This window comes from Streptomyces sp. V3I8, assembly GCF_030817535.1.
Lineage (GTDB): Bacteria > Actinomycetota > Actinomycetes > Streptomycetales > Streptomycetaceae > Streptomyces.
In genome coordinates this window covers 7,580,948-7,607,565 of sequence record NZ_JAUSZL010000002.1, presented here as the reverse complement: position 1 = coordinate 7,607,565, position 26,618 = coordinate 7,580,948, and the positions used below count along the sequence as shown (strand labels likewise).

Here is a 26,618-nt window from a genome sequence, read left to right as displayed (position 1 = left end):
GTCACGGCGGGGCCAGTTCCGTGACCAGCGCGAACAGCTGGAACTCGTGGCCCTGCGCCGGCTCCGATATCCCCACGGCGACCCAGCGCCCGCTGCCGTCGGCCTCCCACAGGTCCACGTACCGGACGTAGGCGCTGAGGTAGGCCCACGGCTTCGGTATCCGCTCGTCCGGGTCCTCGGAGCGCAGGAAGACGCCGTCCAGGCTCTTCGGTTCCGCCTCGCCCCACCGCTCGCCCAGCCGCCGCGCGACGCCCTCCCGGTAGGCCGCGAACCGGCCGGCGATCTCCTCCCGGCCGGACCGGTCACCCGGACCGAGGCCGCGTGTCGTCTCCAGCACCACCAGGTGGTAGCCCGGTCCCCCCGCGCCGACGTCCGACCAGCCGTGCGCCGCGGGGAAGTCGCGCACGCACAGCTCGTCGATCGTGGCGAGGTGTCGCTCAGTGGTCATGAAGTCCAGTAAAGCGGTCACCGCCGGTACTTGGCGGGCCGTCGGGCGACAACGGTGTACGGGGTCAGGCGTCCCGGCGGCGGATGCTCCGGGTTCCGGCCAGGAGTGCGGCCGCCGTCCACACCGCTGTCACCGCGAGCCCGGTCCACGGCCCGAGCAGGCCCTCCCACGTCCCGTGCAGCGCCACCTGCCCGGCGCGGTCGGGCAGGAAGTCGGCGGCGTTCCCGGACATGTCCCCGACCACGAAGGAGACCAGCAGGAGGAAGGGGACGAGGACGCTCAGCGTGGCGACGCCGCTGCGCAGCAGTGCGGCCAGCCCGGCCGCGAACAGGGCCATGAGCGCCAGGTAGACACCGCAGCCCACGACCGCGCGCACCCCTTCGGCCCCGCTGATCCCGCCGGCCCGGTCGCCGAGGACGGCCGTGCCCGCGGCCAGGCTCACGCACCCGGCGAGGAGGCCGGCCACCAGGACGGGCGCGCCGACGGCCACCGCCTTCGCAGCGAACCATCGGCCTCGGCGGGGCACCGCGGCCAGCGAGGTGCGCAGGGCGCCGCCCCGGAACTCGGACGACATGGCCTGCGCGCCGAAGGTGATGGCCGCGATCTGCCCGAAGTTGACTCCGAAGAAGGCCGAGAACAGCGGGTCGAGGTCCACGTCCCCGGAGGTGTCGAGCCCGGCCAGCGCCGAAAAGACCGCGGTGACCAGGACGACGGCGGCGAGACACGCCACGAGCGACCTGAGGGTACGGATCTTGAGCCATTCCGAGTGGAGTACGGGTGCGAACGGCATGGTCAGGCCTCCTGCGGACGGGTCGGGGGCGGGGGTGAGGCCGGGCGCTGGGACGCGGGCCGGGCCGGGGGCCGGGCGGCGAACTCGGCCTCCGTGGCCGTCAGGTCGAGGTAGGCCTGTTCCAGCGTGCCCTCCACCGACGCCAGTTCGAGGAGGGGCAGGCCCGCACCCGAGACGAGGCGGCCGATGTCCTCCACGCGCGCGTGGCGCACGATCCACCGTTCGTCACCATCGCCCCCGTCCTCCCGGTCGTCCCGCTCCACGGCGTCGTACCCGTGCCGGGCGAGCAGGTCGCGAAGGGCGGCGCCGTCCGTGGTGCGCACCCGCACCGCGGGGTCCACGCGCGCGTGGATGAAGTCCCGCATCGGTGTGTCGGCGAGCAGCCGGCCGCGGCCGAGGACGACGAGGTGGTCGGCGAACGACGCGGTCTCGTTCATGAGGTGGCTGGAGACGAGCACGGTACGGCCCTCGCGGGCGAGCCGGCGCAGCAACTCCCTGATCCAGATGATGCCTTCGGGATCGAGCCCGTTGGACGGCTCGTCGAGCAGCACCACCTGCGGGTCGCCGAGGAGCGCCGCGGCGATGCCCAGGCGCTGTCGCATCCCCAGGGAGTACGTCCTGACGCGGTGGCGGGCCACCGCGGCGAGGCCCGCCTCCTCCAGGACCTCGTCCACCCGGCGTTCGGGAAGGCGGTTGCTCGCCGCGAGGACCCGCAGGTGGTCCCGCGCGGTGCGTGAGCCGTGGGCGGCCTGCGCGTCGAGCAGGGCGCCCACGTGGCGCAGCGGCTCCTCCAACGTCACGTAGGCGCGTCCGCCGAGGGTGGCGGTGCCTGACGTGGGCCGGTCCAGGCCGAGGACGAGCCGCATGGTGGTGGACTTGCCCGCGCCGTTGGGACCGAGGAAGCCGGTGACCCGGCCCGGTTCGACGCGGAAGGTCAGCCGGTCCACGGCACGGGTGGCGCCGTACTCCTTGGTGAGGTCCTGGACATCGATGCTGGTCATGGCCCAAGGCTCGCCGTCTGACGAGGTCTTGCGCCTCCCCCGCCCGGGGAGGACGTCTCCCCCGCCCGGGGGAGGCCCGCCGCCGGTGCCTGCTGGCACGATGACGCGATGGCCCGCCTGCTGCATCCGCTGACCCGCGGGACGACCTACACCCGCTTCGTGCACCTGTGGGTGCCCATGCTGGCCACCAGCGTGTGGATCCTCGTCGTCCCCGCCGCGCCGTGGGCGACCGCGCTGATGGTGCTCCCTCTGGGGCTGGTGCCCGCCGTGCGGCGGGGCGAGGGTCTGCAGGCACAGTTCATGCTGACGCGCGACGCGCAGGACCCCGCGATTTCACTCGCCCCGTCGGCCACATGGCGGGACCGGCTGCGGACCGTGCTGTGGCTGGCGACGCGCATGGTGTTCGGCTGGGCGGCGACGGGCGTCAGCGTCTGGCTCCCCCTGATCACCGTGGACCTGGTCCGGATCTCGACCGGTTACGTGCCGGACGACAACCCGTTCCTGCCGGTGTCGCACCCGCACTGGGCGTACGCCCTGCTCGCGCCGCTGCCGCTGATCGCCCTCTACGGGGCGGTGGTCGGTCTCGGTGAGCTGATCACGGTGATCGCCCGCCGTCTGCTGGGACCGTCGGCGGCCGAGCGGGTCGCCGCCCTGGAGGAGCGCACCGAGCAGCTCCTGGAGCGCACCCGCATCGCCCGTGAGCTGCACGACTCGATCGGCCACGCGCTGACGGTCGCCGTGGTGCAGGCGGGCGCCGCGCGGACCGCCGGGGACCCGGAGTTCACCGAGCGGGCACTGCTCGCCATCGAGGACACCGGGCGGGCCGCGCTGGAGGACCTGGAACGGGTCCTCGGTGTACTGCGCGAGTCGAAGCGCCCCGCGAGCAGCCGTCCGACCCTGGTGGAGGCCGACCGGCTCATGGAGTCCGCGCGCGTCTCCGGGGCGAAGATCGACGCCGAGCTGACGGGTCCCCTGGAGACCGTGCCCGGCCCGGTCTCCCGTGAGGGCTACCGCATCCTCCAGGAGTCGCTCACCAACGTGCTGCGGCACGCCGGTCCGGTGCCCGTCCGGATCCGTGTCGCGGCCGGGGAGCGGACGCTGCGCCTGGAGGTGCGCAATCCGCTGACCGCGCGGACGCCGGGGCCCGGCCGGGGCAGCGGTGTGCGGGGCATCCGCGAGCGGGCCGCGCTGCTCGGCGGCCGGGCGCTCATCGGGCCGGACGACGGTGACTGGCAGGTGCACGTCGAGCTGCCGCTGCGCTGATCTACGCTGGCCGGATGCCGGTCACCGTTCTCCTCGTCGACGACGAACCCCTCGTACGGGCCGGTCTGCGGGCCGTCCTGGAGGCGCAGCCCGACATCGAGGTCGTCGGGGAGGCCGCGGACGGCGCGGCCGTGATCCCGCTGGTGCGGCGACTGCGGCCCGACGTCGTCGCGATGGACGTCCGTATGCCGCTGATGGACGGCATCGAGGCCACCCGCGCGGTGCTGCGGACCGTCGACCGGCCGCCGAAGATCCTCGTGGTGACGACCTTCGAGAACGACGAGTACGTGTACGAGGCGCTGCGCGCGGGCGCCGACGGCTTCCTCCTGAAGCGGGCCCGGCCGGCCGAGATCGTGCACGCCGTGCGGCTGGTCGCCGCGGGGGACTCGCTGCTGTTCCCGGCCTCGCTACGGCAGTTGGCCGCCGAGTACGGTGACGGCAATCCCGCGGCGCGGGCGGCGCTGGAGCGGGCGGCCCTGACCGAGCGCGAGGCGGAGGTGCTGCGGCTGATGACCCGGGGGCTGTCGAACGCGGAGATCGCCGCGCGGCTGGTGGTCGGCACCGAGACCGTGAAGTCCCACGTGAGCGCCGTACTGGCGAAACTGGGTGCCCGGGACCGCACGCAGGCGGTGATCACGGCGTACGAGTCGGGATTCGTGGCACCCGGCTGATTCCGGTCCTGGGCGGGCGTCCGGGACGGGCAGGTGATCCCCGGCACTCGCCGGGACCCGCCGCGCCGAGTACGATCCGGCCAACCGACACGCGCACGAGCTGGGAGGACGGACGTTGGGGCAGTTGACCGGCGGGGATCCCTCTCTGCTGCGGAGGATCAACTCCGCTGTGGTGCTGCACGCGCTGCGGGCCACGGACTTCGCGACACTCACCGAGATCACGCAGGTCACCGGGTTGTCCCGGCCGACCGTCGAGGGCGTCGTCGAGGGTCTCATCGACGGCGGGCTCGTCGTCGAGACCGCGGCCGACGAGAGTGCCGCCCGGCGTCAGGGACGGCCCGCGCGCAGGTTCCGCTTCCGGGCGGAGGCGGGCCATCTGCTGGGCCTGGAGATCGGCCCGCACCGGGTGTCCGCGCTCCTGTCGGACCTGGACGGCCGGGTGCTCGGCTCGCTCGCCAAGGACGTCTGCGAGACGGCGTGCGCGGACGAGCGGCTCGACCGGCTGCGCACGGCCGTCGCCGAACTGCTGCGGCGCGCCGGCGTCGCGCGCGGCTCCCTGCGTGCCGTCGGGGTGGCCACGCCCGGCATCGTCGAGGCCGACGGCACGGTACGCCTGAGCACGGCGCTGCCGCAGTGGACGGGGCTGCCGCTCGGCGAACGGCTGCGCCGCTCGTTCAAGTGCCCGGTCCTCGTGGAGAACGACGCCAACGCGGCGGCGGTCGCGGAGCACTGGAAGGGCGCGGCCACCGAGTCCGACGACGTGGTGTTCGTACTGGCGGGACTCAGCCCCGGCGCCGGATCCCTCATCGGCGGGCGGCTGCACCGCGGGTTCGGGGGCGCGGCCGGTGAGATCGGCGCACTGCACCTGCTGGGCAGCGAGGTCACCCCGGAGACGCTGCTGTCCACGACCGACGAGCCGCTGCATCCCCTCGACGAGCAGGCGGTCGCGGAGGTCTTCACGCACGCGCGTGCGGGCGACGAGCGGGCCCTGGCGGCCGTCGAGCGCTTCATACAGCGCCTGGTGCACGACGTCGCCGCGCTCGTGCTGGCCCTCGATCCCGAGCTGGTCGTGATCGGCGGCTGGGCGGCGGGGCTCGACGGCGTCCTGGAACCGCTGCGCAAGGAGCTGGCCCGCTTCTGTCTGCGGCCGCCGCGGGTGGCGCTGTCGCTCCTCGGCGAGGCGGCGGTGGCGACGGGCGCGCTGCGGCTGGCCCTGGACCATGTGGAGGAGCAGCTGTTCGCGGTGGAGAGCACGGTGACGGCGCGCCGCTGAGCCACGCCCGCAGAGCAGGACGCCGCGCCCCGCAGGCCGGGACGCGACGTGTGCACGAGGGCGGGTCCGGTCAGGAGGCGCGGCGCTCCGGGTCGTGGTGGATCTCCACGCCGCCGGTGTCACCGAAGGTCAGCCGGCAGGTGTCGGCGCGGTAGGTGGCGACGGAGACCGCCGCCGTGCGGCCCCCGGCGAAGAAGCGGGTCGTGACGACGAGGACGGGCGCCCCGGGCAGCCGGTCCAGTTCCTTCGCGTCGTCCGCGCGGGCCGAGCCCAGCTCCACCGCGCGGTCCTCGCCCTCCAGGTCCAGGCGCTGCAGCTCCCGCAGGACCGCACGCGCGCGTGCGGTGCCGGACGGGGCGTCGATGCCGGACAGGTCGGGCACCGACGAGGCGGGGACGTACAGGAGCTCGGCGGCGACCGGCTGGCCGTGCGTCACGCGGGAGCGGCGCACGACGTGCACCCGCTCGTCGGGGTCGGTCTCCAGGACCCGGGCCACCGCCGCGGGCGGGACCGCCGTCGCGCAGTCCGCGGGCTGCCAGGCGTCGCCGGCCGCGCCCGGCCAGGTGTGCTGCTCGGATCCGACGGCCACGCCCATCCGGGGCGGTGCCACGGTCGTACCGACGCCGCGGCGGCGCTGCAGGCGGCCTTCCAGCTCCAGCTGTTCGAGGGCCTGGCGGAGGGTGGCCCTCGCCACCCCGAACCGGGCCGCCAGATCACGTTCGTTCGGAAGGATCTCGCCCACCGAGAACTCGGAGTCCAGTGCTTCGCTGAGCACGGTCTTGAGGTGCCAGTACTTGGGCTCCGGCACCGTATCCAACTGCGTGGTCCCCACCGTGTCCTCCGCAATCGCCGTGTCCCGGCGGCTTTTAACGCCCTTGTTTATTAAAGGTTCCTGCACTAACCCTGCGACCATATGGCGGCCCCCACCCTTGGTCAAGACCAATCCTCGATCCGTTACGGCCCGCACAGGCGTGTTGCCGCAGAGCGTTCATACGACGTTCGCGATACGTCACATACGTGCACAGGTCTCGTCGCGGGACCGTCCCGACCCGCCGCACCGGGCCGCGTCCAGGCGATACGGGCGGCGTCGCGCGTCGGTGGACGTGTGCGGCCGCCCCGGGGGCTACCGGCCGGTAGTAATTGCTGACAAGCTGTCCAGGAGTCAGTCGGTTCCGGACGAGGAGCAGCCCATGGCCGCCACGGCCTCCTTCAGCGTCACCTCCGCTCACGGCCCGCGGACCCTCACCCTCGCGTACACGCGCGTGGGCAGGGGCGAACCGCTTCTGCTGCTGCACGGGATAGGCCACCACCGGCAGGCGTGGGACCCGGTCGTCGACCTGCTGGCGGCCGAGCGGGATGTGATCGCGGTGGACCTGCCCGGCTTCGGCGAGTCCCCCGCGCTGCCCCAGGGGCTCCCGCACGACCTGGCGACGATGAACGCGGCGCTGGCCGCGCTGTGCGACACGCTGGAACTGGACCGGCCGCACGTGGCGGGCAACTCGCTGGGCGGGCTGCTGGCCCTGGAACTGGGCCGCGAGAAGCTCGTACGGTCCGTCACCGCGCTGGCGCCCGCCGGGTTCTGGTCGCCCGCCGAGCGGCGGTACGCGTTCGGTCTGCTGCAGGCGATGCGGCAGGCCGCGCGGGGCATGCCGCTCCCGGTGGTCGAGCGGCTGTCGCGGTCGGCGGCCGGGCGCGCGGTCCTGACCAGCAGCATCTACGCCCGCCCGGGCCGCCGTTCACCCGGGGCGGTGGTCGCCGAGACCCTTGCGCTGGCCGACGCCCAGGGATTCACCGAGATCCTCCGGGCGGGCACTTCCGTCCGGTTCACGGACGACGTCCCCGGTCTCCCCGTCACGATCGCCTGGGGCACCCGGGACCGGATCCTGGTCCGCCGCCAGGGGATCCGCGCCAAGCAGGCCATCCCCCGGGCGCGGCTGGTGCGGCTGCCCGGCTGCGGGCACGTCCCGATGAACGACGACCCCGCGCTGGTCGCACGCGTCGTCCTGGACGGCAGCCGCCGCACTCCGGCCCCCGCGGCGCAGCACGCCTGAGCCGAGGACCACCCCGGCCCCCACCAGGGCGCTGCCCGCGGCCTGCGCCGGCCCGTAGGAGCCCGTCGCGACCAGCGGGGCCGTGCAGGCCGCGGCCACCGGGATGAGCCCGGAGAAGAGCGTCGCACGCTCCGCCCCGATGCGCTGCATGCCCATGTACCAGCAGACGAAGCCGACGACCGTGACGACCACCGCCTGCCACAGCAGGGCGGCCGTCTCGGTGGGGTCCGGGATCCGCAGCCAGGCGCGGCCGTCCAGGACCGGCCCGGCCACCGCCGACCCGGCCGCCGCGAGAGCGCACACCGTGGCCGAGAGCAGGCGCGGTCCGAGCGGCCGCAGGACGGGGACGGCGAGCACGGCGAACCCGACCTCCCCGACGAGCGCGCACCCGGAGAAGACGAGGCCGGCCCCGTCGGTGCGGCCCCAGCCCTGGACCGCGCAGGCGCCACCGACCACGAACAACGCCCCGTACAGGACCACCGGTTGCGGGCGGCGACCCTCCAGGACGGGCACGAGGACGGCGACGACGACCGGGGCACATCCCACGAAGACACCCGGTACCGCGGGTTCCGCCGTGCGTTCGGCGGCGATCACGGCGAGGTTGAAGCCGACCATGCCGACGGCCGCGAGCAGGGCGAGGCGCGCCCACTGCCGCGCGGTGAGCGTGCGCAGGGGCGCCGTGCCGCCCCGACCGACCAGCGCCAGGAGCACGAGGCAGGCGAGGCCGTAGCGCAGGAACTGGCCGCCCGCGTACGGGTAGTGGCCGAGCACGCTGTTGGCGGTGAAGGAGGCCCCGACGAGGACGGCGGCGAAGGCCGCGAGCAGACTCCCGCGCGTGGTGGTGGCGTTCATGGGAAGCGACGCTACGGAGCGCGGCGGTCCGGCTTAAGGTCCACTTCCATGACGTCATCGGGGACCAATCCGGACGCGCCCGGCGCCGCGGGACGCGGCGGCGCCTGGGAGATGCTCCTGCCGGCCGCCTCGGCGCCCACGCGCACGCGTGGCCGCGCCCTGCAGGCCGCGTTGCGCGAGTCGGTCCGCTCGGGCCGCCTCGCACCGGGTACGCGGCTGCCGTCCAGCCGGGAGCTCGCCGCCGACCTGGGGGTCTCCCGCGGCCTGGTCACGGAGGCGTACGAGCAGCTGACCGCGGAGGGCTACCTCCGCAGCGGCCGCGGGGCCGGGACGTGGGTCGGCGGGGCCGTGCGGGCCGCCCTCCCCCGCGCGCGGGACCTCGCTCCGCGCCCCCTGGGCGCCCGGGCGGACTTCCTGCCCGGTACGCCCGACCTGTCGCTGTTCCCGCGCGCCGCGTGGTCGGCCGCCCAGCGCGGGGTGCTCGCCGAACTGCCCCACCACGCGCTGGGCTACCCGGACCCGCGGGGCCTGCCCCGGCTGCGTACCGCGCTCGCCGAGCTGCTGACCCGGCGCCGGGGCGTGGTCGCCGACCCGGAACGGGTGGTGGTGGTCTCCGGGGTGGCCCAGGCGGCCACGCTGCTCGGAACGGTGCTCCACGCGCGCGGGGTACGGGCCGTGGGCACGGAGGATCCCGGCAGCCCCGACCACGAGACCCTGTACGCGTCGGCCGGCCTCGACGCCGTGCCGCTGCCGCTGGACGGCGAGGGGCTGGACACGGAGGCGCTGCGCGCGTCGGGGGTACGGGTCGTGGTGACGACACCGGCCCACCAGTTCCCGTCGGGGATCGCGTACTCCGCGCGGCGTCGCGGCGAACTCCTCGACTGGGCGCGTGAGGTGGACGGGCTCGTCGTGGAGGACGACTACGACGGGGACTTCCGCTACGACCGCGCGCCGGTCGGAGCGCTGCAGGGGCTCGATCCGGAGCACGTCGCGTACGCGGGTTCCGTGAGCAAGTCGCTGGCGCCCGGACTGCGGCTGGGCTGGCTGCTGGTGCCGCAGTCGCTCGCCGAGGAGGTCGTGGAGCGCAAGCGCACGATGGACCTCGGCAACCCCGTGGTCGACCAGGCGCTGCTCGCCCGCTTCGTGGAGCGGGGTGACTACGACCGCCAGTTGCGACGCTGCCGCCGCGCGTACCGGGAGCGGCGCGACGCCCTGGTCGCGGCGCTGGCGGAACACTTCCCGGGGCACACGGGTGTCGGGCATCGCGGCGGGGCTGCACGCCATCGCCGAACTCCCCCCGCGGTACGGGCCCGCCGACCGCTTCCTCGCGCGGGTGGACGCGGCCGGGATCGCGGTCCGCGCGCTGACGTCGTACACGCGGACCCCGCCGCCGGACGACGTGGTCCGCCTGGTCCTGGGCTACGCCCACGTCCCGCCGGCCCGCATCCGGGCCGGTGTCCACGCGATGGCGATCGCTGTCGGCCGCGGTGCTTGAACCGGTCCGACTCCGGCCTGCAGCCGGGTGGGGGCCGGTCGCACGGTCCCCCGTGATCCTGAAGTGCCGCGCGGCCCCAAGGGCCTGTTATTCAGGGACGCGAGGAACCGGGCGAGCAACCCGGCTTTTCAGGGGCGCGGGGAACCGCGCGATCGGCCCCATCGGCCCGTACGCACCGGTCGGCCCCCACCGCCCTCCCACCCCTTGATCCCGCCGAACCCGGCGGAGCGCGTTGTTCACTTGTGGTTTGCGCGTGCGCTGCGGCACACCAGTAGGTGTAGCCGTGCACACCGACCGAATCCGCCCCTGGAGGCGTCCCATGTCGCACCGCCCGCAGAGCCCGCCCCCGCTCCCCGCCCGCCGCAGCGTCCTGCGCGGCTCGCTCGCCGCGTCGGCGGCGCTCGCCCTGCCCACCGCGGCCGCGGGCACGGCCGCCGGTACCGCCCCGGCGTTCGCCCTGTCGGGCCGGCCCAGGGCGCGGTGGGGCGTGCAGGCCGGAGACGTGACCACCAACTCCGGCCTGGTGTGGGTCCGTTCCGACCGCCCCGCCCGCATGATCGTGGAGACCTCCGCGACCGAGTCGTTCCGCAGGCCGCAGAAATGGCACGGCCCGCTCCTGGGCGCCGGCACGGACTTCACGGGTACGGTCCCGCTGCACGGCCTGCCGGCCGGGGAGCAGATCCACTACCGGGTGACGCTGGCCGATCCCGACGACCCCCGCCGCACCGGCGAGCCCGTGCTCGGCACGTTCCGGACAGCGCCCTCGAAGCGCCGCCAGGACGTCCGCTTCCTCTGGTCCGGCGACATCGTGGGCCAGGGCTGGGGCATCAATCCGGACATCGGCGGCCTCTACGCGTACGAGGAGATGCGCCGCCGCGACCCCGACTTCTTCCTGTGCAGCGGTGACACGATCTACGCGGACGGCCCGCTGTCGCCGGCCGTGACGCTCCCGGACGGCCGCGTCTGGCGGAACGTCACCACCGAGGAGAAGTCCAAGGTCGCGGAGACCCTCGCCGAGTACCGCGGGAACTTCCGCTACTCGCTGCTCGACGAGAACGTACGCCGGTTCAACGCCGAGGTCCCGACGATCACCCAGTGGGACGACCACGAGGTCCTCAACAACTGGTACCCGGGCGAGATCCTCACCGACGCCCGCTACACGGTGAAGGACGTCGACACGCTGGCCGCCCGCGCCCGCAAGGCGTTCAGCGAGTACGTCCCGATCTCCACGCTGCCCGCCACCGGCGCGGACGGCCGGGTGCACCGGGTCGTGCGCCACGGCCCCCTGCTGGACGTCTTCGTGCTCGACATGCGCACGTTCCGCAACGCCAACTCCCCCGGCCGGCAGAGCGACGACACCACCGGCATCCTCGGGGCGGAGCAGCTGACCTGGCTCAAGCGCGAACTGGCCCGGTCTCGCGCGGTGTGGAAGGTGATCGCCGCCGACATGCCGCTCGGCCTGGTCGTACCGGACGGGGCGACGGACATCGAGGCCGTCGCGCAGGGCGACCCGGGTGCCCCGCTCGGCCGCGAACTGCAGATCGCCGAGCTGCTGCGGTTCGTCAAGCACCGGCGGATCACCGGCACGGTGTGGCTGACCGCGGACGTGCACTACACCTCGGCGCAGCACTACGACCCCTCACGCGGGGCCTTCAAGGACTTCGCGCCGTTCTGGGAGTTCGTCTCCGGTCCGCTCGCCGCGGGCGGTTTCCAGGCGAACGCGCTGGACGGCACGTTCGGTCCGGACCGGGTCTTCGTCCGGGCACCCGACCGGGCGAACGTCTCGCCCATGGAGTCGCCGCAGTACTTCGGCGAGGTCGACATCGACGGCGGGAGCGGCGAACTGACGGTCCGTCTGCGGGCGACCGGCGGTTCGGTGCTGTTCACGAAGGTGCTGCAACCGGGACGCGTGGGGCAGTAGTTCCACCGGCCCGGGTACGGGGCTCCGGTTCCCGTGATCTCATGGCCCGTGCCGCGTACCGGCGTCATCCCCCGGTACGCGGCACGCCGGCAGGCCCGGGGTCTGTGTGGTCGATGCCTGCGTCTTCGGTACGGCGCGGGGCGGTGAAGCCCCTGCGGGCCGCGCTGCCGGTGGTGCTCGCGGGCCTCGCCCCGGACGGCGCGGTCCCGCCCGCCCGGGGGCTCGGCGAGCTGCCGGCCGTCGCCGCCGAGTGTGCCGAACGGACCGGGGGCCGCGAGGACCTGGCGCATCTCGCGCAGACGGCGCAGCGGCGTGGTTCGTCCCGGCTGGTGACGCAGGCCCGGCGGTTGCGGGCCGCGCTGGAACAGGGGGGTGGCCGCCTGACACGGGCGCCGTCGCATGACCTGTCGGATTGCGCCGAAGAGTCGTAAAAAACGCAACAAAGAAGACAGATGCACACTTAACCCGTCAGTCACAAAGCGTTCGCGATCACGCAACACCCGTACTTCACAGTGACTGTATGACTCCGGACATGTCTGATGTGACACGCGCGAAAAACGGCCGGCCGGTCCACCACTGGCGCAGGGACCTCGTCGAACTGGCCGCCCTCTTCACGGCGGTGGCGGTCGCCGACGCCGTGGCGAACCTGATCGGGCACAGCCCCGACGGCCCCGCCCTGCTCGCGATCTCGGCGGTCGCGCTGATCGCCACGGCCGGCTTCCACACCTGGTGGTCACGACGCCACGGTCACGCTCCGCCGACAGACGATCCCGGCGCCCGGCCGCCCGCACCCGGGCCGGCCTCCGGGGAGAGCGTGCTGTGGCGGATGCGGACCACCGTGCGGGACGAGCCGGGTTCGCTGGCCGTCCTGTGCACGGCGCTGGCGGAACTGCGGGTCGACATCCTGAGCCTGCAGACGCATCCGCTGGCCGAGGGCACCGTGGACGAGTTCCTGCTGCGCGCGCCCGCACCGGTGGCGGCGTCCGAGGTGACGCGCGCGGTGTCGCTGTCGGGCGGCTCCGGCACGTGGATCGAGCGGGCCGACGCGCACGACCTGGTGGACGCGCCCACGCGCGTGCTGGGCCTCGCGACGCGCACCGCGCTGGACGCGGCCGAACTGCCTCTGGCGCTGCGTCAGTTGCTGGGGCGGTGCACGATCCGTTCGCTGCCCGCCACGTCGGTGCGCGGAAAGGGTCCGCAGGAGGGCGCGCCCGTCGAGGGGGCGCTGGAGGAGACGGTGATGCGACTGCGCGCACCGGAAGGCGGAGTGATCACCGTGGAGCGGCCCTATCTGCCGTTCACGCCCACCGAGTTCGCGCGGGCCCGGGCGCTGGTCGAGCTGGACGCCCGGCTCGGTCCGCGGATTCCGCGCAGCCAGGACGTACTGACCCTGCCGCAGGGCAACGACATCACCGTGCGCCGCGCCGACGCCGGTGACCTCGACGCCGCGAAGGCCATGCACGAGCGGTGCTCGCAGCGGACGCTCGGCATGCGCTACCACGGCCCCGTCGGCGACGCGGACAAGTACCTCAAGCACCTGCTCAGCCCGCACTTCGGCCGCACGCTCGCGGTACGGACCGCCTCGGGACGCATCGTCGGACTCGGGCACCTCCTGTGGGACGGCGACGAGACGGAGATCGCGCTGCTGGTGGAGGACGACTGGCAGCGGCGCGGTATCGGCGGCGAGCTGCTCGGCCGCCTGGTGGCGATGGCCGTCGAGGCCGGCTGCGAGAGCGTGTACGCCGTCACGCAGGCGTCGAACACCGGCATGGTCGCCGCGATGCGCGGTCTCGACCTCCCCCTCGACTACCAGATCGAGGAGGGCACCCTCGTCATCACGGCCCGCTTGAAGGCGGCGCCGCACGCCGGGGTGGCGCACACGGAGGACACCGAACACTCCGTCCGGGACTGAGCGGACGGCCACCCGGCCGCCCGGTCACCCAACCGCCCTGTCACCCAACCGACCGGCCACCCGGCCGCCCGGCCCCTCACCGCAGCCGCCCCACGGCGGCGGACCCGGTGGCCCCGCGCCGGGTCCGCCGTCCCGCCCCCAGCGCGGCGTCCAGGTCCTGCCACAGGTCCTCCACGTCCTCCAGCCCCACCGACAGGCGCAGGAGCCGGTCGCCGACCCCGCTCCCGCGCCGGTCCGCCGCGTCCACGATGCGGTGGCTGATCGAGGCGGGGTGCTGGATCAGCGTGTCGACGCTGCCGAGGCTGACCGCCGGGGTGACCAGGCGGACCGCGGCGATCACCTCGTGCGGATCGCCGTGGACCTCGAAGGCGACCATGGCACCGCCGAGCCGCGGATAGCGGACACGGGCGACACGCGGGTCGCCGGACAGCCGCCGGACCAGTTCCGCGGCGGTCGCGGAAGCCGCGCGCACCCGTACGGGCAGCGTCGACAGGCCGCGCAGCAGCAGATAGCCGGCGAGCGGATGCAGTACGCCGCCCGTGGCGAACCGGACCTGCCGCAGCCGCCCGGCGAACTCCTCGTCGCAGGCCACGACCCCGGCCATCACGTCGCCGTGCCCGCCCAGGTACTTCGTGGCGCTGTGCAGCACGAGCCGCGCCCCCTGTTCGGCGGGCCGCTGCAGCACCGGTGTGGCGAAGGTGTTGTCGGCGAGCAGCGGAACGCTCCCGCAGGAGTGGGCGATCGCCCGCAGGTCGAGTTCGGCGAGCGTCGGGTTGGCCGGTGACTCGACCAGGACCAGACCGGTGTCCGGCCGCAGCGCGTCCTCGATCCCCGCGGGGTCGACCCACGTCACCTCGGAGCCGAGCAGTCCGGCCGTCAGCAGGTGATCACTGCAGCCGTACAGCGGCCGCACGGCCACGACGTGGCGCAGCCCCAGGGCGCCGCGCGCCAGGAGCACCGCGCTCAGCGCGGCCATCCCGCTGGCGAAGGCGACCGCGCTCTCCGTGCCCTCCAGCCGCGCGAGAGCCGTCTCGAACCGGGCGACGGTCGGATTGCCGAGCCGGCCGTAGACCGGCGGCCCGTCCGGTTCGGCCCCGTCGGCGGCGAACGCGTCGATGCGGGCCGCCTCGCCCCGGCTGTCGTACGAGGGATAGGTGGTCGAGAGGTCGATCGGCGGAGCGTGCAGGCCCTGCCGCGCGAGGTCGTCCCGCCCGGCGTGCACGGCCTCGGTGTCCAGACCCCGGCTCCGCACACCGGCCTCCGCCGCCCCTGCCGCCCACGTCGCTCTCACCGCGCCCGCCGCGTCCACCGCGCCCGCCGTCGCCCTTGTCACCGGTCCGCCCCCGTTCGCCATGCCCTCGCCCGCCCCACGTATGTCCGTGCCGTTGTCCACGCCGCCGAAGTCCATGGGCAGCAGCCTGAACAACGAGCGGGACGCGAGGGGCAAACCCCGTGTTACGTTCGGCGAATGCCCGAATCCGTCGTACTGGACCCGGTGGACCTCCGCCTCCTGTGCCTGCTGCAGAACGACGCCCGGACCACGTACCGGGACCTCGCCGCGCAGATCGGCGTGGCCCCCTCGACCTGCCTGGACCGGGTCACCCGGCTGCGCCGGTCGGGCGTGATCCTCGGCCATCAGCTGCGGCTCGATCCGGCCAAGCTGGGCCGGGGCCTGGAAGCGCTGCTGTCCGTGCAGGTCAGGCCGCACCGGCGGGAGTTGGTCGGGCCGTTCGTGGAGCGGATCAGGGCGCTGCCGGAGTCGCGTACCGTCTTCCACCTCACCGGACCCGACGACTACCTGGTGCATGTCGCGGTCGCCGACATGGCGGATCTGCAGCGGCTGGTCCTCGACGGGTTCACCGCCCACCGCGAGGTGGCCCGCGTCGAGACCCGGCTGATCTTCCAGCAGTGGGACTGCGGGCCGCTGCTGCCGCCCGGCCCGCAGGGCGCCGCTCCCCCGGCGGGATCGGACCGGCACGGCGAAGTGCCTGGAAAACCGGGCTGACGCGACGTCCGTCCGCGTATGAGGATGGCGGTATGTCACAGACGAAGAACTTGCTGCCCCGCGAGGTCGCCGACCTGTACGTCGACGAGCTCATCGCCCTCGACCCGGTCACCGGTACGTACCTCGGTGTGAAGGAGAGTTCCAGCAGGCTGCCCGACACCTCACCGGCCGGCGCGGAGGCGCTCGCGCGACTGGCGAGGCAGACGCTGGCCCGGCTCGACGAGGCGGAGCGGCAGCCGGGCGCCGACCGTGACATCGAGCGCCGCTGCGGCCGCCTGCTGCGTGAGCGCCTCACCGCCGAACTCGCCGTGCACGACGCCGAGGAGGGCCTGCGTTCCGTCGGCAACATGCACACGGCCGCGCACGCGGTGCGCGAGGTGTTCACCGTGACGCCGACGGAGACGGACGAGGACTGGGTCGCGGTCGCCGAGCGGTTGCGCGCGGTGCCGACGGCCCTCGACGGCTATCGCGCGTGCCTCGCCCTCGGCCTGGAGCGCAAGCTGTACGCGGGTCCGCGTCCCACCGCGACCTTCGTCGGCCAGCTCACGCAGTGGTCGGACACGGACGGTTCGGGCCGCGGCTGGTTCGAGGACTTCGCGTCGGCGGGGCCCGCGGCCCTGCGTACCGAACTCGACGAGGCCGCCCGGACCGCGACCGCGGCCGTCGTCGCGCTGCGCGACTGGATGCGCGACGTGTACGCGCCCGCGATCGAGGGCGCGCCGGACACGGTGGGCCGCGAGCGGTACGCGCGCTGGTCGCGCTACTTCAACGGTACGGACCTGGACCTGGACGAGGCGTACGCGTACGGCTGGGCCGAGTACCACCGGCTGTACGCCGAGATGGAGAAGGAGGCCGAGAAGGTCCTGCCCGGCGCCGGGACCCCGTGGGTGGCGCTCGCCCACCTCGACGAGCACGGCAGGCACATCGAGGGCGTCGACGAGGTCCGCGGGTGGCTGCAGGGCCTCATGGACCGGGCGATCGAGGAGCTGAACGGCACCCACTTCGAACTCGCCGACAGGGTACGGAAGGTGGAGTCCCGCATCGCCCCGCCGGGCGGCGCCGCGGCCCCCTACTACTCGGCCCCGTCCGAGGACTTCTCCCGCCCCGGCCAGACGTGGCTGCCGACGATGGGGCAGACCCGCTTCCCGGTGTACGACCTGGTGTCCACCTGGTACCACGAGGGCGTCCCCGGCCATCATCTCCAGCTCGCCCAGTGGGTCCACGTCGCCGAGAGCCTCTCCCGCTACCAGGCGACCGTCGGCGGCGTCAGCGCCAACTGCGAGGGCTGGGCCCTGTACGCGGAACGGCTCATGGACGAACTCGGCTACCTCAAGGACGCCGAGGAGCGCCTCGGCTACCTCGACGCGCAGATGATGCGGGCGGCGCGCGTCGTCGTCGACATCGGCATGCACCTGGAACTGGAGATCCCGGCCGAGTCACCGTTCCATCCGGGCGAGCGCTGGACCCCGGACCTGGCCCAGGAGTTCTTCGGCGCGCACAGCAGCCGCCCGGCGGACTTCGTGGAGAGCGAGCTGACCCGCTACCTCTCCATGCCCGGCCAGGCCATCGGCTACAAGCTCGGCGAGCGCGCCTGGCTGCTGGGCCGTGCGAACGCGCAAAAGCGGCACGGCGACGCCTTCGACCTGAAGGCGTGGCACATGGCGGCGCTGTCGCAGGGCTCGCTGGGCCTGGACGACCTGGTGGACGAGCTGTCCCGGCTCTGACGGCACCCGGTGGCCGGGTCCCGCGCGGGCCCCGGCCACCCCGGCCACCCCGGTGTCCTCGGTGTCCTCGGCGTCCTCGGCGTCCTCAGCGTCTGAAACCGCCTTCCGAATCGATGACCTGCCCGGTGATCCACCCGGCCTCGTCCGTCGCGAGCCAGGCGACGAGCCGGGCCGGATCGTCGGGCATCCCCCAGCGTCCGCCCGGGAACATCGAGGCGACCGTCCGGTACGCCTCTCCTGTCAGGTAGCCGGTGTCGACCGGACCGGGATTGACGGTGTTCACGGTGACGGCGTGCTCGGCGAGCGTGGTCGCGAGCGAACGGGTCACCGAGGCGAGGGCGCCCTTCTGCAGGGCGTACGCGATCTCGCCGGGCATGCCGCCCGCGATGTCCTGGCCGGAGGTCATCATCAGCACGCGCCCGCCCGGCGTACGCGGGGGCAGCGTGGCGCGCAGCCGCGCGTACGCCTGGACGAGCAGGATCACCGACCGGGTGTCGACGGCCCAGTGCGCGTCGAGCGCCGCCGCGTCCAGTTCGTCCAGCGGGCCGTCCGAGCCGCTGAGGGCGTGGTTGGCGACGAGGATGTCGATCCGCCCGCCGAGCGTGTCCGCCGCGTGGGCGATCAGTTCGGCCGGAGCAGCCGGTTCGGAGAGGTCGCCCGGCCCGTGGACGACCCGCGCTCCGGGGTCGCCGAGCGCTTCCCGTACTCCGGCGGCGACCTCCTGCGGGTCGTCCGCACCCCACGGCATCGCGGCGTCGTGCGGCACGTGGTGGTGCAGGTGGACGCTCGCGCCGTACGCGGCCAGACGCCGGGCCACGGCGTACCCGATGCCGCTTCGCCGGCTGGCGCCCGTGACCAGGGCGGTGCGTCCGCGCAACGGCAGCGGGTCGCGGCGCAGGGCTTCGGCGGTGGGTGAGGGAGGTCGAGAGGACATGGCGGACCATGATGGGCGGCGCCGGCCGTTCTTCGCACATCATTTTCCGAGGGCGGATCCGCTTTCCGACGGCGGATCCGCCGGTGGTTCGACCGCGGACGGGCGCCGGGAGCCGGCCCCGGTCACTCCCCGAGAGGTGTCAGCCGGACGAGTCCGATCCATGTCCGCGGGTCCGGTTCGACGTGCGCCGCGCGTACCGCGTACCGTCCCGGTTCGAGGACGATCCGCAGGTGCCCGGCCTTCGTCGACCGCTCCCCCGGCCGGGCCGCGTCGAACAGCACGACGGCCCCGGGGACCCGCCAGCGCACCTCGCTCCCCCAGACCGCCGTGTCGAGGGCGGCCGGCACCCGGGCCAGCAGTCCGCGCTCGGAGTCGCCCGCGAACCACCGTACGAACGTGCCGTGTTCGGGGAGGTAGGCGGTGGCGGCGGGGTCGTCGCCGAGGACGAGGGCCGTGGCGTTGCCGACGGGCAGCAGGCCGGCAGAGCCGTCCACCTCGCAGGCCCGGTCGTAGTCGGGGGCCAGTTCGTCGCCGTCGGCCCCCGTCCAGAACGGCAGCACCACTTCCGGTACCGCTATGAGCGGCCCACCGCCCGACTCGACCCACTCGACCGCCCCGACGGCCTCGACCGAACCTGGGTCCGCGTAACTCACCATGGGCAGAAGCTACACGTCCCGGCGGACCGCAGTTGACGATTCCTTTGCCCGGCCGCCCAGCTGATACCCGACTGAGTCCGTACGGGCCCGGTGGACGGACCGGCCGGGCGCGGCGGCCGGTCAGCAGCCGCAGTCCGCCGCGCCGGCCGGCGCCGTCAACGGGTCGGCGGGACGCCGCTCGCGCCCCTCCCAGGTCTCGAACTCGAAGCCCTCGCGCACCCAGTACTCGAACCCGCCGAGCATCTCCTTGACCTGGTATCCGAGTCGGGCGAGCGCGAGGGCGGCCCGGGTCGCGCCGTTGCAGCCCGGACCCCAGCAGTACGTGACGACCGGCACCGCCCTGTCCAGGAGTTGCCCGGCCTGCCCGGCGACGAGGGCGGTCGGCAGATGGACGGCGCCGGGTATGTGTCCCTGGTCCCAGGACTCCGTGGAGCGGGAGTCGAGGACGACGAAGCCGGGGTCGCCGCCGGCGTCCAGCGCGGCGGCGACGTCGGACACGTCGGCGTGCAGGGCGAGGCTCGCCGCGAAGTGGGCGGCGGCCACGGCGGGCGCCGCCGGGGCGACCCGCAGGACGGGGTTGAGGGAAACAGCGCTGCTCTTCATGGAACGAATGTACGGCCGGTACCACAGCCCGTTGAAGGTGTGATCCACGGCCTCCGCCTTGCTGCGCCGGGGATTCCCCTGCTATTCCTCGTCCATGACCGCGTATTCCCCGGACGCCACGGACTGGCGCATCCTCGAGATCCTCCAGCGTGACGGCCGGACCGGCTTCGCCGAGCTGGCCCGTGCCGTCTCCATGTCCGCGAGCGCGGTCACCGAACGGGTGCGGCGCCTGGAGGAGGCGGGCGTGATCCAGGGGTACGCGGCGGTCGTGGACCCGGAGAACCTCGGCCTGCCGATCCTCGCGTTCGTGCGGCTGCGCTATCCGAACGGCAACTACAAGCCGTTCCACGACCTGGTCGCGGTCACCCCCGAGATCCTGGAGGCGCACCACGTCACGGGCGACGACTGCTTCGTGATCAAGGTCGCGACCCGGTCGATGCGGCACCTGGAGGAGGTGTCGGGAAAGATCGGCACCCTCGGCTCGGTCACGACGAGCGTCGTGTACTCGTCCCCGCTGCCCCGCCGCCCGCTGAGCCACTGGGCCGCTGAGCCACTGGACCGCTGAGCTCTTGGGCCGCCGGGCCGCCCGCACCCCGGTCGTCGGCCGTCAGCCGTCCCCGTCCCGCTGCCTGACCACCGACCCCGACCGCCCCTTCACGACCTCCAGCTGCGCGTGGATGCGGCGGCGCAGGTCGGCGACGTGGCTGACGATGCCGACGCTGCGGTCCCGCTCCCGGAGGGAGTCCAGTACGTCAAGGACCTCGTCGAGCGTCTGGTCGTCGAGGCTGCCGAAGCCCTCGTCGATGAAGAGGGTGTCCAGGCGCACCCCGCCCGCCTCGTCGGTGACCACGTCCGCGAGGCCCAGCGCGAGCGCGAGGGAGGCGAAGAACGTCTCGCCCCCGGAGAGCGTCGCGGTGTCGCGCTCGCGCCCGGTCCAGGCGTCGACGACGTGCAGGCCGAGCCCGCTGCGGCCCCGGCCGGCCCGGTCGGCGGAGTGGACGAGCGTGTACCGCCCGGCGGACATGCGCTGCAGCCGTGCCGTGGCGGCCGCCGCGACCTGTTCCAGGCGGGCGGCCAGGACGTACGACTCCAGGCGCATCCGGCGTTCGTTGTCGGCGGAGGTGCCGGCCGCGAGCGAGGCGAGGCGGGCGACCCGGTCGTACTCCTCGCGCAGCGGTCCCAGCCGGCGGACGGACGTCTCGGCCCGGCGGGTCAGCAGGTCGAGTTCCGTGCAGCGGCGGGCGGCCGCGTCGCGCGCGGAGGCCGCCTCGCGCACCCGCCGGCCCGCCACGGCGGCGGTCTGCTCGGCCGCCCGCGGATCGGCGGCCGGCAGCTGTGCCGCGGCGGCCGTCCCGTCCTCCGCGAGCACCGCGCGGACCGTCGCCTCCTCCTGCTGCCAGGCGTCGAGGCGTCGTTGCAGTTCCCGGTGGGCCGCGTCGTCGAGGAGGGCGTCCGCGGCGGCCTGCGGCGTCTCGAAGCCGGCGCGGAAGGCCGCGTCGGCGAGGCGTGCGTCGGCGTCCTTGAGCCGCTGCCCGGTGTCCGCCGCGGCGCGCGCGGCGTCCGCGGCCTCCGTGAGCGCCGACACCTCGCGTTCCAGCTCGGCGGCGCGCTCGCGCACGCTTCCCGCCGAGCCCCTGGCCTGTGTCAGCTCCCCTTCCAGGGAGGCCGCCTCGCGGGCGAGGGCGTCCCTGCGCGCGGTCCTGGACGCGCCGCGCACGGCGGCCTCCTGGTGGGCGGTGAGTCGCCGCCGGTGCTCCTGCTCGGCCTGCCGGAGCGCCTCCGTGGCCGCGTGCAGCCCCGACGCGGCGCCGCGCGCCTCGGCGTGCCGCCGCTCCAGCTCCTCGGCCTGTTCGGCGAGCCGGCCGGTGGGGGTGTCGCCCGCCTCGGCGGTCGCGGCGGCCAGCGCCTCGCGCACCACCCCCAGCCGCCGCTCCTCCTCGGCACGCTCTTCCTCGGCACGCTGGTACGCGGCGAGCGCGGTGTCCTCGGCCCGCCGGTCGACGTGCCCGTCGACCTTCCGGGCGGGGGCGGGGTGCTCGGTGGCGCCGCACACGGCGCAGGCCCCGCCGTCCACGAGACCCGCGGCGAGCTCCGCGGCGATGCCCCTGAGGCGCTGTTCCCTGAGGTCCAGCCAGTGGGCCCGGGCGTCCGTGGCCCGCTCGCGGGCGGCCAGCACGCGCGCGTGGGCCTTCTCGGTGTCCCCGGCGAGCTGGTCGCGCAGCCGGGCGGCCGCCAGCCGTGACCGCGCGGGGTCGCGCTGCACGGCGAGCTGTTCGGCGCGGGCGGCGGCCTCCTGGGCCGACTCGATGCGGGTCTGGAGGGAGGTCCTGGCCGTCTCCCAGTCGGCGAGCCACTGTTCGGCGTCCTGCAGCACGTCCTCGTCGGCGCGCTCCTGGCGGTCCAGTGCCGCCCGCTCGGTGGTGAGTTCGGTGAGCCGGTGCTCCGCGCGCCGGGCCGACTCCAGTCCGCCCAGTTCCTCGGCGGCCTTGCGCGCGGCGGCCGCCAGGCCCGTGGGCCCGGCGTCGGCGAAGGCCTCGGGAAGCAGGGCACGCGTGCGGGCCTCGGCGTCGGCCGCCCGCCGGTGCTCGGTGTCGGTGGCCTCGCGCAGTCCGAGCGCGGGCGCCACCGCCTCGGCCTTCCTGCCGCGCTCCACGCGGCGCTGCTCCTCCCGGTGGGCCCCGGCGCGCTCCTCCAGCCGGGCGGCCCGCTCCCGCGCCTCGGCGAACCGGTGCTGCAGCCGGGCCACTTCGCGTACCTCGTCGAGCACGCGGTCCGCGGCGGCCTGCGCGGACTCGGTGGCCGTCTGCGCGCAGCGGGCGATCGCGTACCTCTCGCGGGCCGTGCTCCTGGCGACGGCCGCCCATTCCAGCACGGCCCCGGCGAGCCCCGGGTCGCCGGGCGTCAGGTCGGGCAGCGGCAGCTCGACGAGGTCTCCGGCCGCCTGCTGCATCCGGTGCGCGTCGGCCAGCAACTCGGCGTCCCCGGCCCGTACTCGCGTCTCGGCCAGGCGTCTGCGCTCGGCCAGGCGCTGCTCGACGGCGGCGAAGCGCTGGGTGTCGAAGAGGCGGCCGAGCAGCCTGCCGCGGGCTTCGGCGTCGGCCCGCAGGAAGCGCGCGAAGTCGCCCTGCGGCAGCAGGACCACCTGGCAGAACTGTTCCCGGCTCATGCCGAGGAGCTGGGTGATCTCCTCGCCGATCTCCTGGTGGGAGCGGCTGAGGTCCTTCCAGGAGCCGCCCGGCGCGTGGTACTCGCGCAGCCAGCTCTGCGCCTTCTCCGTCGTGGTGCCCGTGCCGCGCTTCTTGGGCCGCTCCCACGGCGGCTGCCGGGTGATCTCCAGGCGGCGGCCGGCCACGGTGAGTTCGAGCTTCACCTCGGTGCGGGTGCCGGAGGGCGCGTGGTCGCTGCGCAGCGAACCGCCCTGCCGGGCGCCCGGCACCGAGCCGTACAGCGCGAAGCAGACGGCGTCCAGGACGGAGGTCTTGCCGGCGCCGGTCGGCCCGTGCAGCAGGAAGAGCCCGGCGGCCGACAGGTCGTCGAAGTCGACCTCCTGGGCGCCGCCGAACGGCCCGAAGGCGGTGATGTACAACCGGTGCAGCCTCATCGGCCCCCCTCGAAGTCCCGTTCGCCGACCGGCCCGTCCGAGCGGGCCGGACCCTCCTGGCGGTTCGCGCCCCACCGCGTCACCGGGCGACCTCGCGGACCGTGTCGTCGGTGCGGACGGTGTCGAACGCGTCCCGCAGCACGGCCTGTTCGCGCTCGTCGGGACCGGCGCCGCGCACATGGGCCACGAAGTCCTCCGCGATCTGCTGGTCGCTGCGGCCCGCGAGCCGTCGCGCGTACGACACGTCGGGGTCGTCCGGTGCCCGCTCCGGTGCGAAGACGAGGCTGAGCGTGTGCGGGAACCGCGCGGTGAGCCGCGCCATGGGGTCGGCGGGACGCACCGGGTCGGTGAGGGTCGCCTCCACCCAGGCCTCCTCGTGGCGCGTCAGCCCCGGATCGGCGAGCAGTTCCTCCAACCCGCCCCGGATACGGGCCAGCGCGCGCGGTACGGGGCAGTCGACGCGCTCGGCCTCCACGGAGCCGTCGGCACCCAGGTCGACCAGCCACATGCTCTTGCGGTGGTCGGTCTCCGAGAAGGAGTACGGCAGCGGCGACCCGGAGTAGCGCACCCGCGCGGTGATGGTCTGGCTGCCGTGGAGATGGCCGAGCGCCGCGTAGTCGGCACCGTCGAAGACACCGGCGGGCACGGCGGCGACCCCGCCCACGGTGATGTCCCGCTCGCTGTCGCTGACCTCACCGCCCGTGACGAAGGCGTGGGCGAGGACGACGGAACGGGTGCCCTCCGCGCGCGTGGCGAGGTCGGCCCGCACCCGGTCCATGGCGGCGGCGAGCACACTCTCGTGGCCCGCCCTCTCCACCCCGAACTCGTCCTTCACCAGCGCCGGTTCCAGATACGGCAGTCCGTAGAAGGCGACGTCCCCGAAGGAGTCCGCCAGCAGCACCGGTGTCCCGCAGGCCGCGGGCGCGGTCCGCAGGTGGATGCCCGCGCGGCCGATGAGTCCGGCGCCGACCCCGAGCCGGCGCGCCGAGTCGTGGTTCCCGGAGATCATCACCGTGGGCACCCCGAGGTCGGCCAGGCGGTGCAGCACGTCGTCGAAGAGCTCGACCGCGGCCAGCGGGGGCACGGCCCGGTCGTACACGTCCCCCGACACGACCACCGCGTCCACACCGCGCTCGCTCACGGTCGTGACGAGATGACCGATGAACTCGGCCTGGGCACCGAGCATGTTCACGCGATGGAACGCCCGGCCCAGATGCCAGTCGGAAGTGTGCAGCAGCCTCATGATCCCCGAGACTAACGGCCGGGTCGGACATCACGGGCGGCTACTCCCGTATCGGCCCGATGTGCGGTCCGTGCCCTCCCCGTACGCCTGTGCGTCCCCGTACGCCTCTCCGCCCAGTTCGAACCCCGCCGTCCCTGCCGTGACATCGGCCAGCCAGCCCTTGAAGACCTCGACCTCGGCGTCCGGCAGGCCGATCTCGAGGGTGACGGCCTCCCCGTAGCGCACGTCACGCACCTCGCGGCCGGTCGAGCGCAGGTCGTTCTGCACCTTGCCCGCCCGCTGGTGGTCGACGGTGACGGTGGCGAGCCGGAAGCGTCTGCGGGTGAGCGTGCCGAGGCTGTCCAGGGCCTCCCCCACCGTGCCGCCGTAGGCCCGGATGAGTCCGCCCGCGCCGAGTTTGACGCCTCCGTAGTAACGGGTGACGACGGCGACCACGTAGCGCATGTCGCGGCGCAGCAGCATCTGGAGCATCGGGAGGCCCGCGGTGCCGCCCGGTTCGCCGTCGTCGCTCGCCCGCTGGACGGCGGCGTCGGCGCCGATGACGTACGCGAAGCAGTTGTGCGTCGCGTCCGCGTGCTCCCTGCGGACGGCCGCGACGAAGTCCTGGGCCTCCCGCTCGGTGGCCGCCGGTGCCAGCGCGCAGCGGAAACGGGAACGGTTGATCTCGGTCTCGTGCACCCCTGCGCGGGCCACGGTGCGGTACTCGTCCTGCATCGGCCCAGCGTATGCGTGCCGCGCACAGGTGTGCGACCGCCGGCGGTCCAGCGGGACCCCCTATCCGGGTCCGGGGCTCTCCCCGGGTCCGGGTCCGGGTCCGGGGCTCTCCCCGCCGGGCTTCTTCCGGCTCGGCTTCTTCCCGCGCGGCACGATCATGTCCGTGAGGAGTGCCGCGCGGGGGCCGAGCGCCGTCCAGTCGCCGCCGTGCCAGGCGAGGACCGCGATCGCCGAGGTGGGGAACTTCACGCGGACGTCGTCCAGCGCGTCGCCCAGGCCGTCCCCCGCCAGGGTGAGGACCAGCTCCTCCAGGCCGGGGTTGTGGCCGATCAGCAGCAGGGTCCCGACCTCCGCGGGGACGTCGCGCACGGCCTCCAGCAACTCGGGCACGGTCGCCGCGTACAGCCCCGGGTCGTGACGCACCGGCGGGGGCGTGCCCCACTCGGCGGCGGCCAGTTCCCAGGTCCGCCGGGCCCGTACGGCGGTCGAGCAGAGCGCGAGGTCCGGCAGGCAGTCGGCGTCGGCGAGGGCGCGTCCGGCGGCCGGCGCGTCCCGGCGGCCACGTGGCGCGAGGGGCCGCTCGTGGTCCGGGACGCCGTCCGGCCAGGCGGACTTGGCGTGCCGCAGCACGACGAGCCGGCGCAGCGGACCCGCCGCGGCACGCGCGATCACGCCGGGGCCCCGCGGCCGATGTCCCGGGTGAGTTCGAGACCCAGGAGCCGGTCCGCGTAGGCGTACGTCTCGAAGCGGGCCCCGTCCGGAACGGTCCCCGAGGTCTCCACCTTCCGCAGCACGTCGAGCACGGCGGGCACGTCCAGGTCGTCCTCCCAGGCGGCGCGCAGCTGGTCCCGTACGGGGTCGGGGATGGGTCCCGAGGGGCGGGTGGCCCAGGCGGCGACGGCGCTCCGCCAGTGCTTCAGCTGGTTCCCGGCGTCCGTGAGGTCGGCCGCGCCCAGGCGCAGGGTCTGTCCGCGGGGGCGGGCCAGCAGGGCCAGCCGCAGGGCCGTGGCGCTGTCGGCGTCGTCCGCCACGCCGGTCCCGACACCGGCCGGGGCGACCTCGACGCGCAGCCCGCCGACCGGCTCTCCGGCGGCCGGCCCGCCCGTACCGGTATCCGCACCCGCACCCGTGTCCGTGTCCGTACGGGCGAGTACGTGCAGTACCTGGGCCTCGCCCAGGCCCGGGGTGACGTCCCGTTCGTCCTCGAAGGGGCGGATGCCGAGCTCCGCGGCCCGGGCGCGCAGTTCCGCGCGTCCCTCGGTGCCGGTCAGGACGGTCCAGACGGGGGTGCCGCCGATCTCCAGGGCCCGTACGAGGACGTCGGCGGTCAGGAGCACGCGCAGGCCGGTGGTGTCGGGGCGCGGCACATGGGCCACGACACGGGTCAGGCCGCGGCGGGCGGGGGCGGCGGCGGTGGGGTCGCCTGTTCGGGGGTCGTTGATACGCAGCACAGGCTGAGCG

The 26,618-nt window shown here is 74.5% G+C and carries 22 protein-coding genes and 3 pseudogenes; 11 read left to right on the top strand and 14 right to left on the bottom strand.

Translation table 11 applies throughout. The annotated features are described in order from the left end of the window. Position 1: 1 nt before the first annotated feature. From QFZ75_RS33770 to QFZ75_RS33760, 3 genes are all read right to left on the bottom strand, one after another. The gene (locus tag QFZ75_RS33770; protein WP_307543021.1) at positions 2-448 is read right to left on the bottom strand and encodes a hypothetical protein; all 447 of its coding nucleotides are present in this window, start codon (positions 446-448) and stop codon (positions 2-4) included. Positions 449-512: 64 nt separating this feature from the next. Continuing rightward, entirely contained in the window at positions 513-1,238 is a 726-nt protein-coding gene (locus QFZ75_RS33765; RefSeq protein ID WP_307543019.1) for an ABC transporter permease subunit, read from the bottom strand. A 2-nt stretch (positions 1,239-1,240) separates the two neighbouring features. After that, positions 1,241-2,239, bottom strand: coding sequence for an ABC transporter ATP-binding protein (locus QFZ75_RS33760; RefSeq protein ID WP_307543017.1), 999 nt, complete (start codon positions 2,237-2,239; stop codon positions 1,241-1,243). A 108-nt stretch (positions 2,240-2,347) separates the two neighbouring features. Here QFZ75_RS33760 and QFZ75_RS33755 point away from each other — a divergent pair, with 108 nt between their 5' ends. The 3 genes from QFZ75_RS33755 to QFZ75_RS33745 all read left to right on the top strand — a co-directional run bounded on the left by QFZ75_RS33755 (position 2,348) and on the right by QFZ75_RS33745 (position 5,446). Further along, a complete protein-coding gene (locus QFZ75_RS33755; RefSeq protein WP_307543015.1) occupies positions 2,348-3,502 on the top strand; it encodes a sensor histidine kinase in 1,155 nt (384 codons plus the stop codon). Positions 3,503-3,516: 14 nt separating this feature from the next. Continuing rightward, a complete protein-coding gene (locus QFZ75_RS33750; RefSeq protein WP_307543013.1) occupies positions 3,517-4,173 on the top strand; it encodes a response regulator transcription factor in 657 nt (218 codons plus the stop codon). A gap of 115 nt (positions 4,174-4,288) precedes the next feature. Beyond that, positions 4,289-5,446 (top strand): ROK family transcriptional regulator, encoded by a 1,158-nt coding sequence (locus QFZ75_RS33745; RefSeq protein WP_307543012.1) that lies wholly within the window; start codon positions 4,289-4,291, stop codon positions 5,444-5,446. Between the two features lie 70 nt (positions 5,447-5,516). Here the strand turns inward: QFZ75_RS33745 and QFZ75_RS33740 are convergent, their stop codons facing one another. Next, a complete protein-coding gene (locus QFZ75_RS33740; protein WP_307543010.1) occupies positions 5,517-6,278 on the bottom strand; it encodes a GntR family transcriptional regulator in 762 nt (253 codons plus the stop codon). Positions 6,279-6,636: 358 nt separating this feature from the next. Between QFZ75_RS33740 and QFZ75_RS33735 the strand changes: the two genes are divergently transcribed. Continuing rightward, positions 6,637-7,497 (top strand): alpha/beta fold hydrolase, encoded by an 861-nt coding sequence (locus tag QFZ75_RS33735; protein WP_307543008.1) that lies wholly within the window; start codon positions 6,637-6,639, stop codon positions 7,495-7,497. 63 nt (positions 7,498-7,560) lie between these two features. Here the strand turns inward: QFZ75_RS33735 and QFZ75_RS33730 are convergent. Then, positions 7,561-8,349: pseudogene (locus tag QFZ75_RS33730) on the bottom strand (EamA family transporter); the annotation flags it as partial. A gap of 48 nt (positions 8,350-8,397) precedes the next feature. On the opposite strand from QFZ75_RS33730, the pseudogene QFZ75_RS33725 reads away from it, so the two are divergent. The 4 genes and pseudogenes from QFZ75_RS33725 to QFZ75_RS33710 all read left to right on the top strand — a co-directional run bounded on the left by QFZ75_RS33725 (position 8,398) and on the right by QFZ75_RS33710 (position 13,677). Beyond that, positions 8,398-9,844, top strand: a pseudogene (locus QFZ75_RS33725) (PLP-dependent aminotransferase family protein). 319 nt (positions 9,845-10,163) lie between these two features. Beyond that, positions 10,164-11,765 carry an alkaline phosphatase gene (locus tag QFZ75_RS33720; protein WP_307543006.1) on the top strand — a complete coding sequence of 534 codons (1,602 nt, stop codon included), beginning with the start codon at positions 10,164-10,166 and terminating at the stop codon, positions 11,763-11,765. 128 nt (positions 11,766-11,893) lie between these two features. Then, positions 11,894-12,196 (top strand): annotated as a pseudogene (locus tag QFZ75_RS33715) (hypothetical protein); the annotation flags it as partial. 101 nt (positions 12,197-12,297) lie between these two features. After that, a complete protein-coding gene (locus QFZ75_RS33710; RefSeq protein WP_307543004.1) occupies positions 12,298-13,677 on the top strand; it encodes a GNAT family N-acetyltransferase in 1,380 nt (459 codons plus the stop codon). Between the two features lie 76 nt (positions 13,678-13,753). On the opposite strand, the gene QFZ75_RS33705 is transcribed toward QFZ75_RS33710, so the two are convergent. Then, entirely contained in the window at positions 13,754-15,085 is a 1,332-nt protein-coding gene (locus tag QFZ75_RS33705; RefSeq protein ID WP_307543002.1) for a PLP-dependent aspartate aminotransferase family protein, read from the bottom strand. Between the two features lie 60 nt (positions 15,086-15,145). Between QFZ75_RS33705 and QFZ75_RS33700 the strand changes: the two genes are divergently transcribed. Both QFZ75_RS33700 and QFZ75_RS33695 read left to right on the top strand, forming a co-directional pair. Beyond that, positions 15,146-15,682 carry an Lrp/AsnC family transcriptional regulator gene (locus QFZ75_RS33700; RefSeq protein WP_307543000.1) on the top strand — a complete coding sequence of 179 codons (537 nt, stop codon included), beginning with the start codon at positions 15,146-15,148 and terminating at the stop codon, positions 15,680-15,682. A gap of 32 nt (positions 15,683-15,714) precedes the next feature. Further along, positions 15,715-17,406: a DUF885 domain-containing protein gene (locus QFZ75_RS33695; RefSeq protein WP_307542998.1), complete on the top strand. Its 1,692-nt coding sequence runs from the start codon at positions 15,715-15,717 to the stop codon at positions 17,404-17,406. Positions 17,407-17,491: 85 nt separating this feature from the next. Here QFZ75_RS33695 and QFZ75_RS33690 read toward each other — a convergent pair whose 3' ends face one another. The 3 genes from QFZ75_RS33690 to QFZ75_RS33680 form a co-directional block, all read right to left on the bottom strand. Then, a complete protein-coding gene (locus tag QFZ75_RS33690) occupies positions 17,492-18,340 on the bottom strand; it encodes an SDR family oxidoreductase (RefSeq protein WP_307542996.1) in 849 nt (282 codons plus the stop codon). A gap of 122 nt (positions 18,341-18,462) precedes the next feature. Next, entirely contained in the window at positions 18,463-18,996 is a 534-nt protein-coding gene (locus QFZ75_RS33685) for an immunity 21 family protein (protein WP_307542994.1), read from the bottom strand. 120 nt (positions 18,997-19,116) lie between these two features. After that, on the bottom strand, positions 19,117-19,599 hold the full coding sequence (locus tag QFZ75_RS33680) for a rhodanese-like domain-containing protein (RefSeq protein ID WP_307542993.1): 483 nt from the start codon (positions 19,597-19,599) through the stop codon (positions 19,117-19,119). 94 nt (positions 19,600-19,693) lie between these two features. Here QFZ75_RS33680 and QFZ75_RS33675 point away from each other — a divergent pair, with 94 nt between their 5' ends. After that, positions 19,694-20,164, top strand: coding sequence for an Lrp/AsnC family transcriptional regulator (locus QFZ75_RS33675; RefSeq protein WP_307542991.1), 471 nt, complete (start codon positions 19,694-19,696; stop codon positions 20,162-20,164). Positions 20,165-20,206: 42 nt separating this feature from the next. Here the strand turns inward: QFZ75_RS33675 and QFZ75_RS33670 are convergent, their stop codons facing one another. The 5 genes from QFZ75_RS33670 to QFZ75_RS33650 all read right to left on the bottom strand — a co-directional run bounded on the left by QFZ75_RS33670 (position 20,207) and on the right by QFZ75_RS33650 (position 26,608). After that, positions 20,207-23,200 carry an SMC family ATPase gene (locus tag QFZ75_RS33670; RefSeq protein WP_307542989.1) on the bottom strand — a complete coding sequence of 998 codons (2,994 nt, stop codon included), beginning with the start codon at positions 23,198-23,200 and terminating at the stop codon, positions 20,207-20,209. A 79-nt stretch (positions 23,201-23,279) separates the two neighbouring features. After that, positions 23,280-24,443, bottom strand: a complete 1,164-nt coding sequence (locus QFZ75_RS33665; RefSeq protein WP_307542987.1) for an exonuclease SbcCD subunit D — start codon at positions 24,441-24,443, stop codon at positions 23,280-23,282. A gap of 30 nt (positions 24,444-24,473) precedes the next feature. Beyond that, positions 24,474-25,157: a YigZ family protein gene (locus QFZ75_RS33660; RefSeq protein ID WP_307542985.1), complete on the bottom strand. Its 684-nt coding sequence runs from the start codon at positions 25,155-25,157 to the stop codon at positions 24,474-24,476. A gap of 60 nt (positions 25,158-25,217) precedes the next feature. Beyond that, positions 25,218-25,829 (bottom strand): histidine phosphatase family protein, encoded by a 612-nt coding sequence (locus tag QFZ75_RS33655; RefSeq protein ID WP_307542984.1) that lies wholly within the window; start codon positions 25,827-25,829, stop codon positions 25,218-25,220. Next, a complete protein-coding gene (locus QFZ75_RS33650; RefSeq protein ID WP_307542982.1) occupies positions 25,826-26,608 on the bottom strand; it encodes a hypothetical protein in 783 nt (260 codons plus the stop codon). The genes QFZ75_RS33655 and QFZ75_RS33650 overlap by 4 nt, the downstream gene beginning before the upstream one ends. Positions 26,609-26,618: the final 10 nt, after the last annotated feature.

Excerpts from the sequence above, each read along its gene's own strand:
- QFZ75_RS33770 (WP_307543021.1), bottom strand. The coding sequence starts at position 448 with ATGACCACTGAGCGACACCTCGCCACGATCGACGAGCTGTGCGTGCGC.
- QFZ75_RS33765 (WP_307543019.1), bottom strand. The coding sequence starts at position 1,238 with ATGCCGTTCGCACCCGTACTCCACTCGGAATGGCTCAAGATCCGTACC.
- QFZ75_RS33760 (WP_307543017.1), bottom strand. The coding sequence starts at position 2,239 with ATGACCAGCATCGATGTCCAGGACCTCACCAAGGAGTACGGCGCCACC.
- QFZ75_RS33755 (WP_307543015.1), top strand. The coding sequence starts at position 2,348 with ATGGCCCGCCTGCTGCATCCGCTGACCCGCGGGACGACCTACACCCGC.
- QFZ75_RS33750 (WP_307543013.1), top strand. The coding sequence starts at position 3,517 with ATGCCGGTCACCGTTCTCCTCGTCGACGACGAACCCCTCGTACGGGCC.
- QFZ75_RS33735 (WP_307543008.1), top strand. The coding sequence starts at position 6,637 with ATGGCCGCCACGGCCTCCTTCAGCGTCACCTCCGCTCACGGCCCGCGG.
- QFZ75_RS33720 (WP_307543006.1), top strand. The coding sequence starts at position 10,164 with ATGTCGCACCGCCCGCAGAGCCCGCCCCCGCTCCCCGCCCGCCGCAGC.
- QFZ75_RS33710 (WP_307543004.1), top strand. The coding sequence starts at position 12,298 with ATGTCTGATGTGACACGCGCGAAAAACGGCCGGCCGGTCCACCACTGG.
- QFZ75_RS33705 (WP_307543002.1), bottom strand. The coding sequence starts at position 15,085 with ATGGACTTCGGCGGCGTGGACAACGGCACGGACATACGTGGGGCGGGC.
- QFZ75_RS33700 (WP_307543000.1), top strand. The coding sequence starts at position 15,146 with ATGCCCGAATCCGTCGTACTGGACCCGGTGGACCTCCGCCTCCTGTGC.
- QFZ75_RS33695 (WP_307542998.1), top strand. The coding sequence starts at position 15,715 with ATGTCACAGACGAAGAACTTGCTGCCCCGCGAGGTCGCCGACCTGTAC.
- QFZ75_RS33690 (WP_307542996.1), bottom strand. The coding sequence starts at position 18,340 with ATGTCCTCTCGACCTCCCTCACCCACCGCCGAAGCCCTGCGCCGCGAC.
- QFZ75_RS33685 (WP_307542994.1), bottom strand. The coding sequence starts at position 18,996 with ATGGTGAGTTACGCGGACCCAGGTTCGGTCGAGGCCGTCGGGGCGGTC.
- QFZ75_RS33680 (WP_307542993.1), bottom strand. The coding sequence starts at position 19,599 with ATGAAGAGCAGCGCTGTTTCCCTCAACCCCGTCCTGCGGGTCGCCCCG.
- QFZ75_RS33675 (WP_307542991.1), top strand. The coding sequence starts at position 19,694 with ATGACCGCGTATTCCCCGGACGCCACGGACTGGCGCATCCTCGAGATC.
- QFZ75_RS33670 (WP_307542989.1), bottom strand. The coding sequence starts at position 23,200 with ATGAGGCTGCACCGGTTGTACATCACCGCCTTCGGGCCGTTCGGCGGC.
- QFZ75_RS33665 (WP_307542987.1), bottom strand. The coding sequence starts at position 24,443 with ATGAGGCTGCTGCACACTTCCGACTGGCATCTGGGCCGGGCGTTCCAT.
- QFZ75_RS33660 (WP_307542985.1), bottom strand. The coding sequence starts at position 25,157 with ATGCAGGACGAGTACCGCACCGTGGCCCGCGCAGGGGTGCACGAGACC.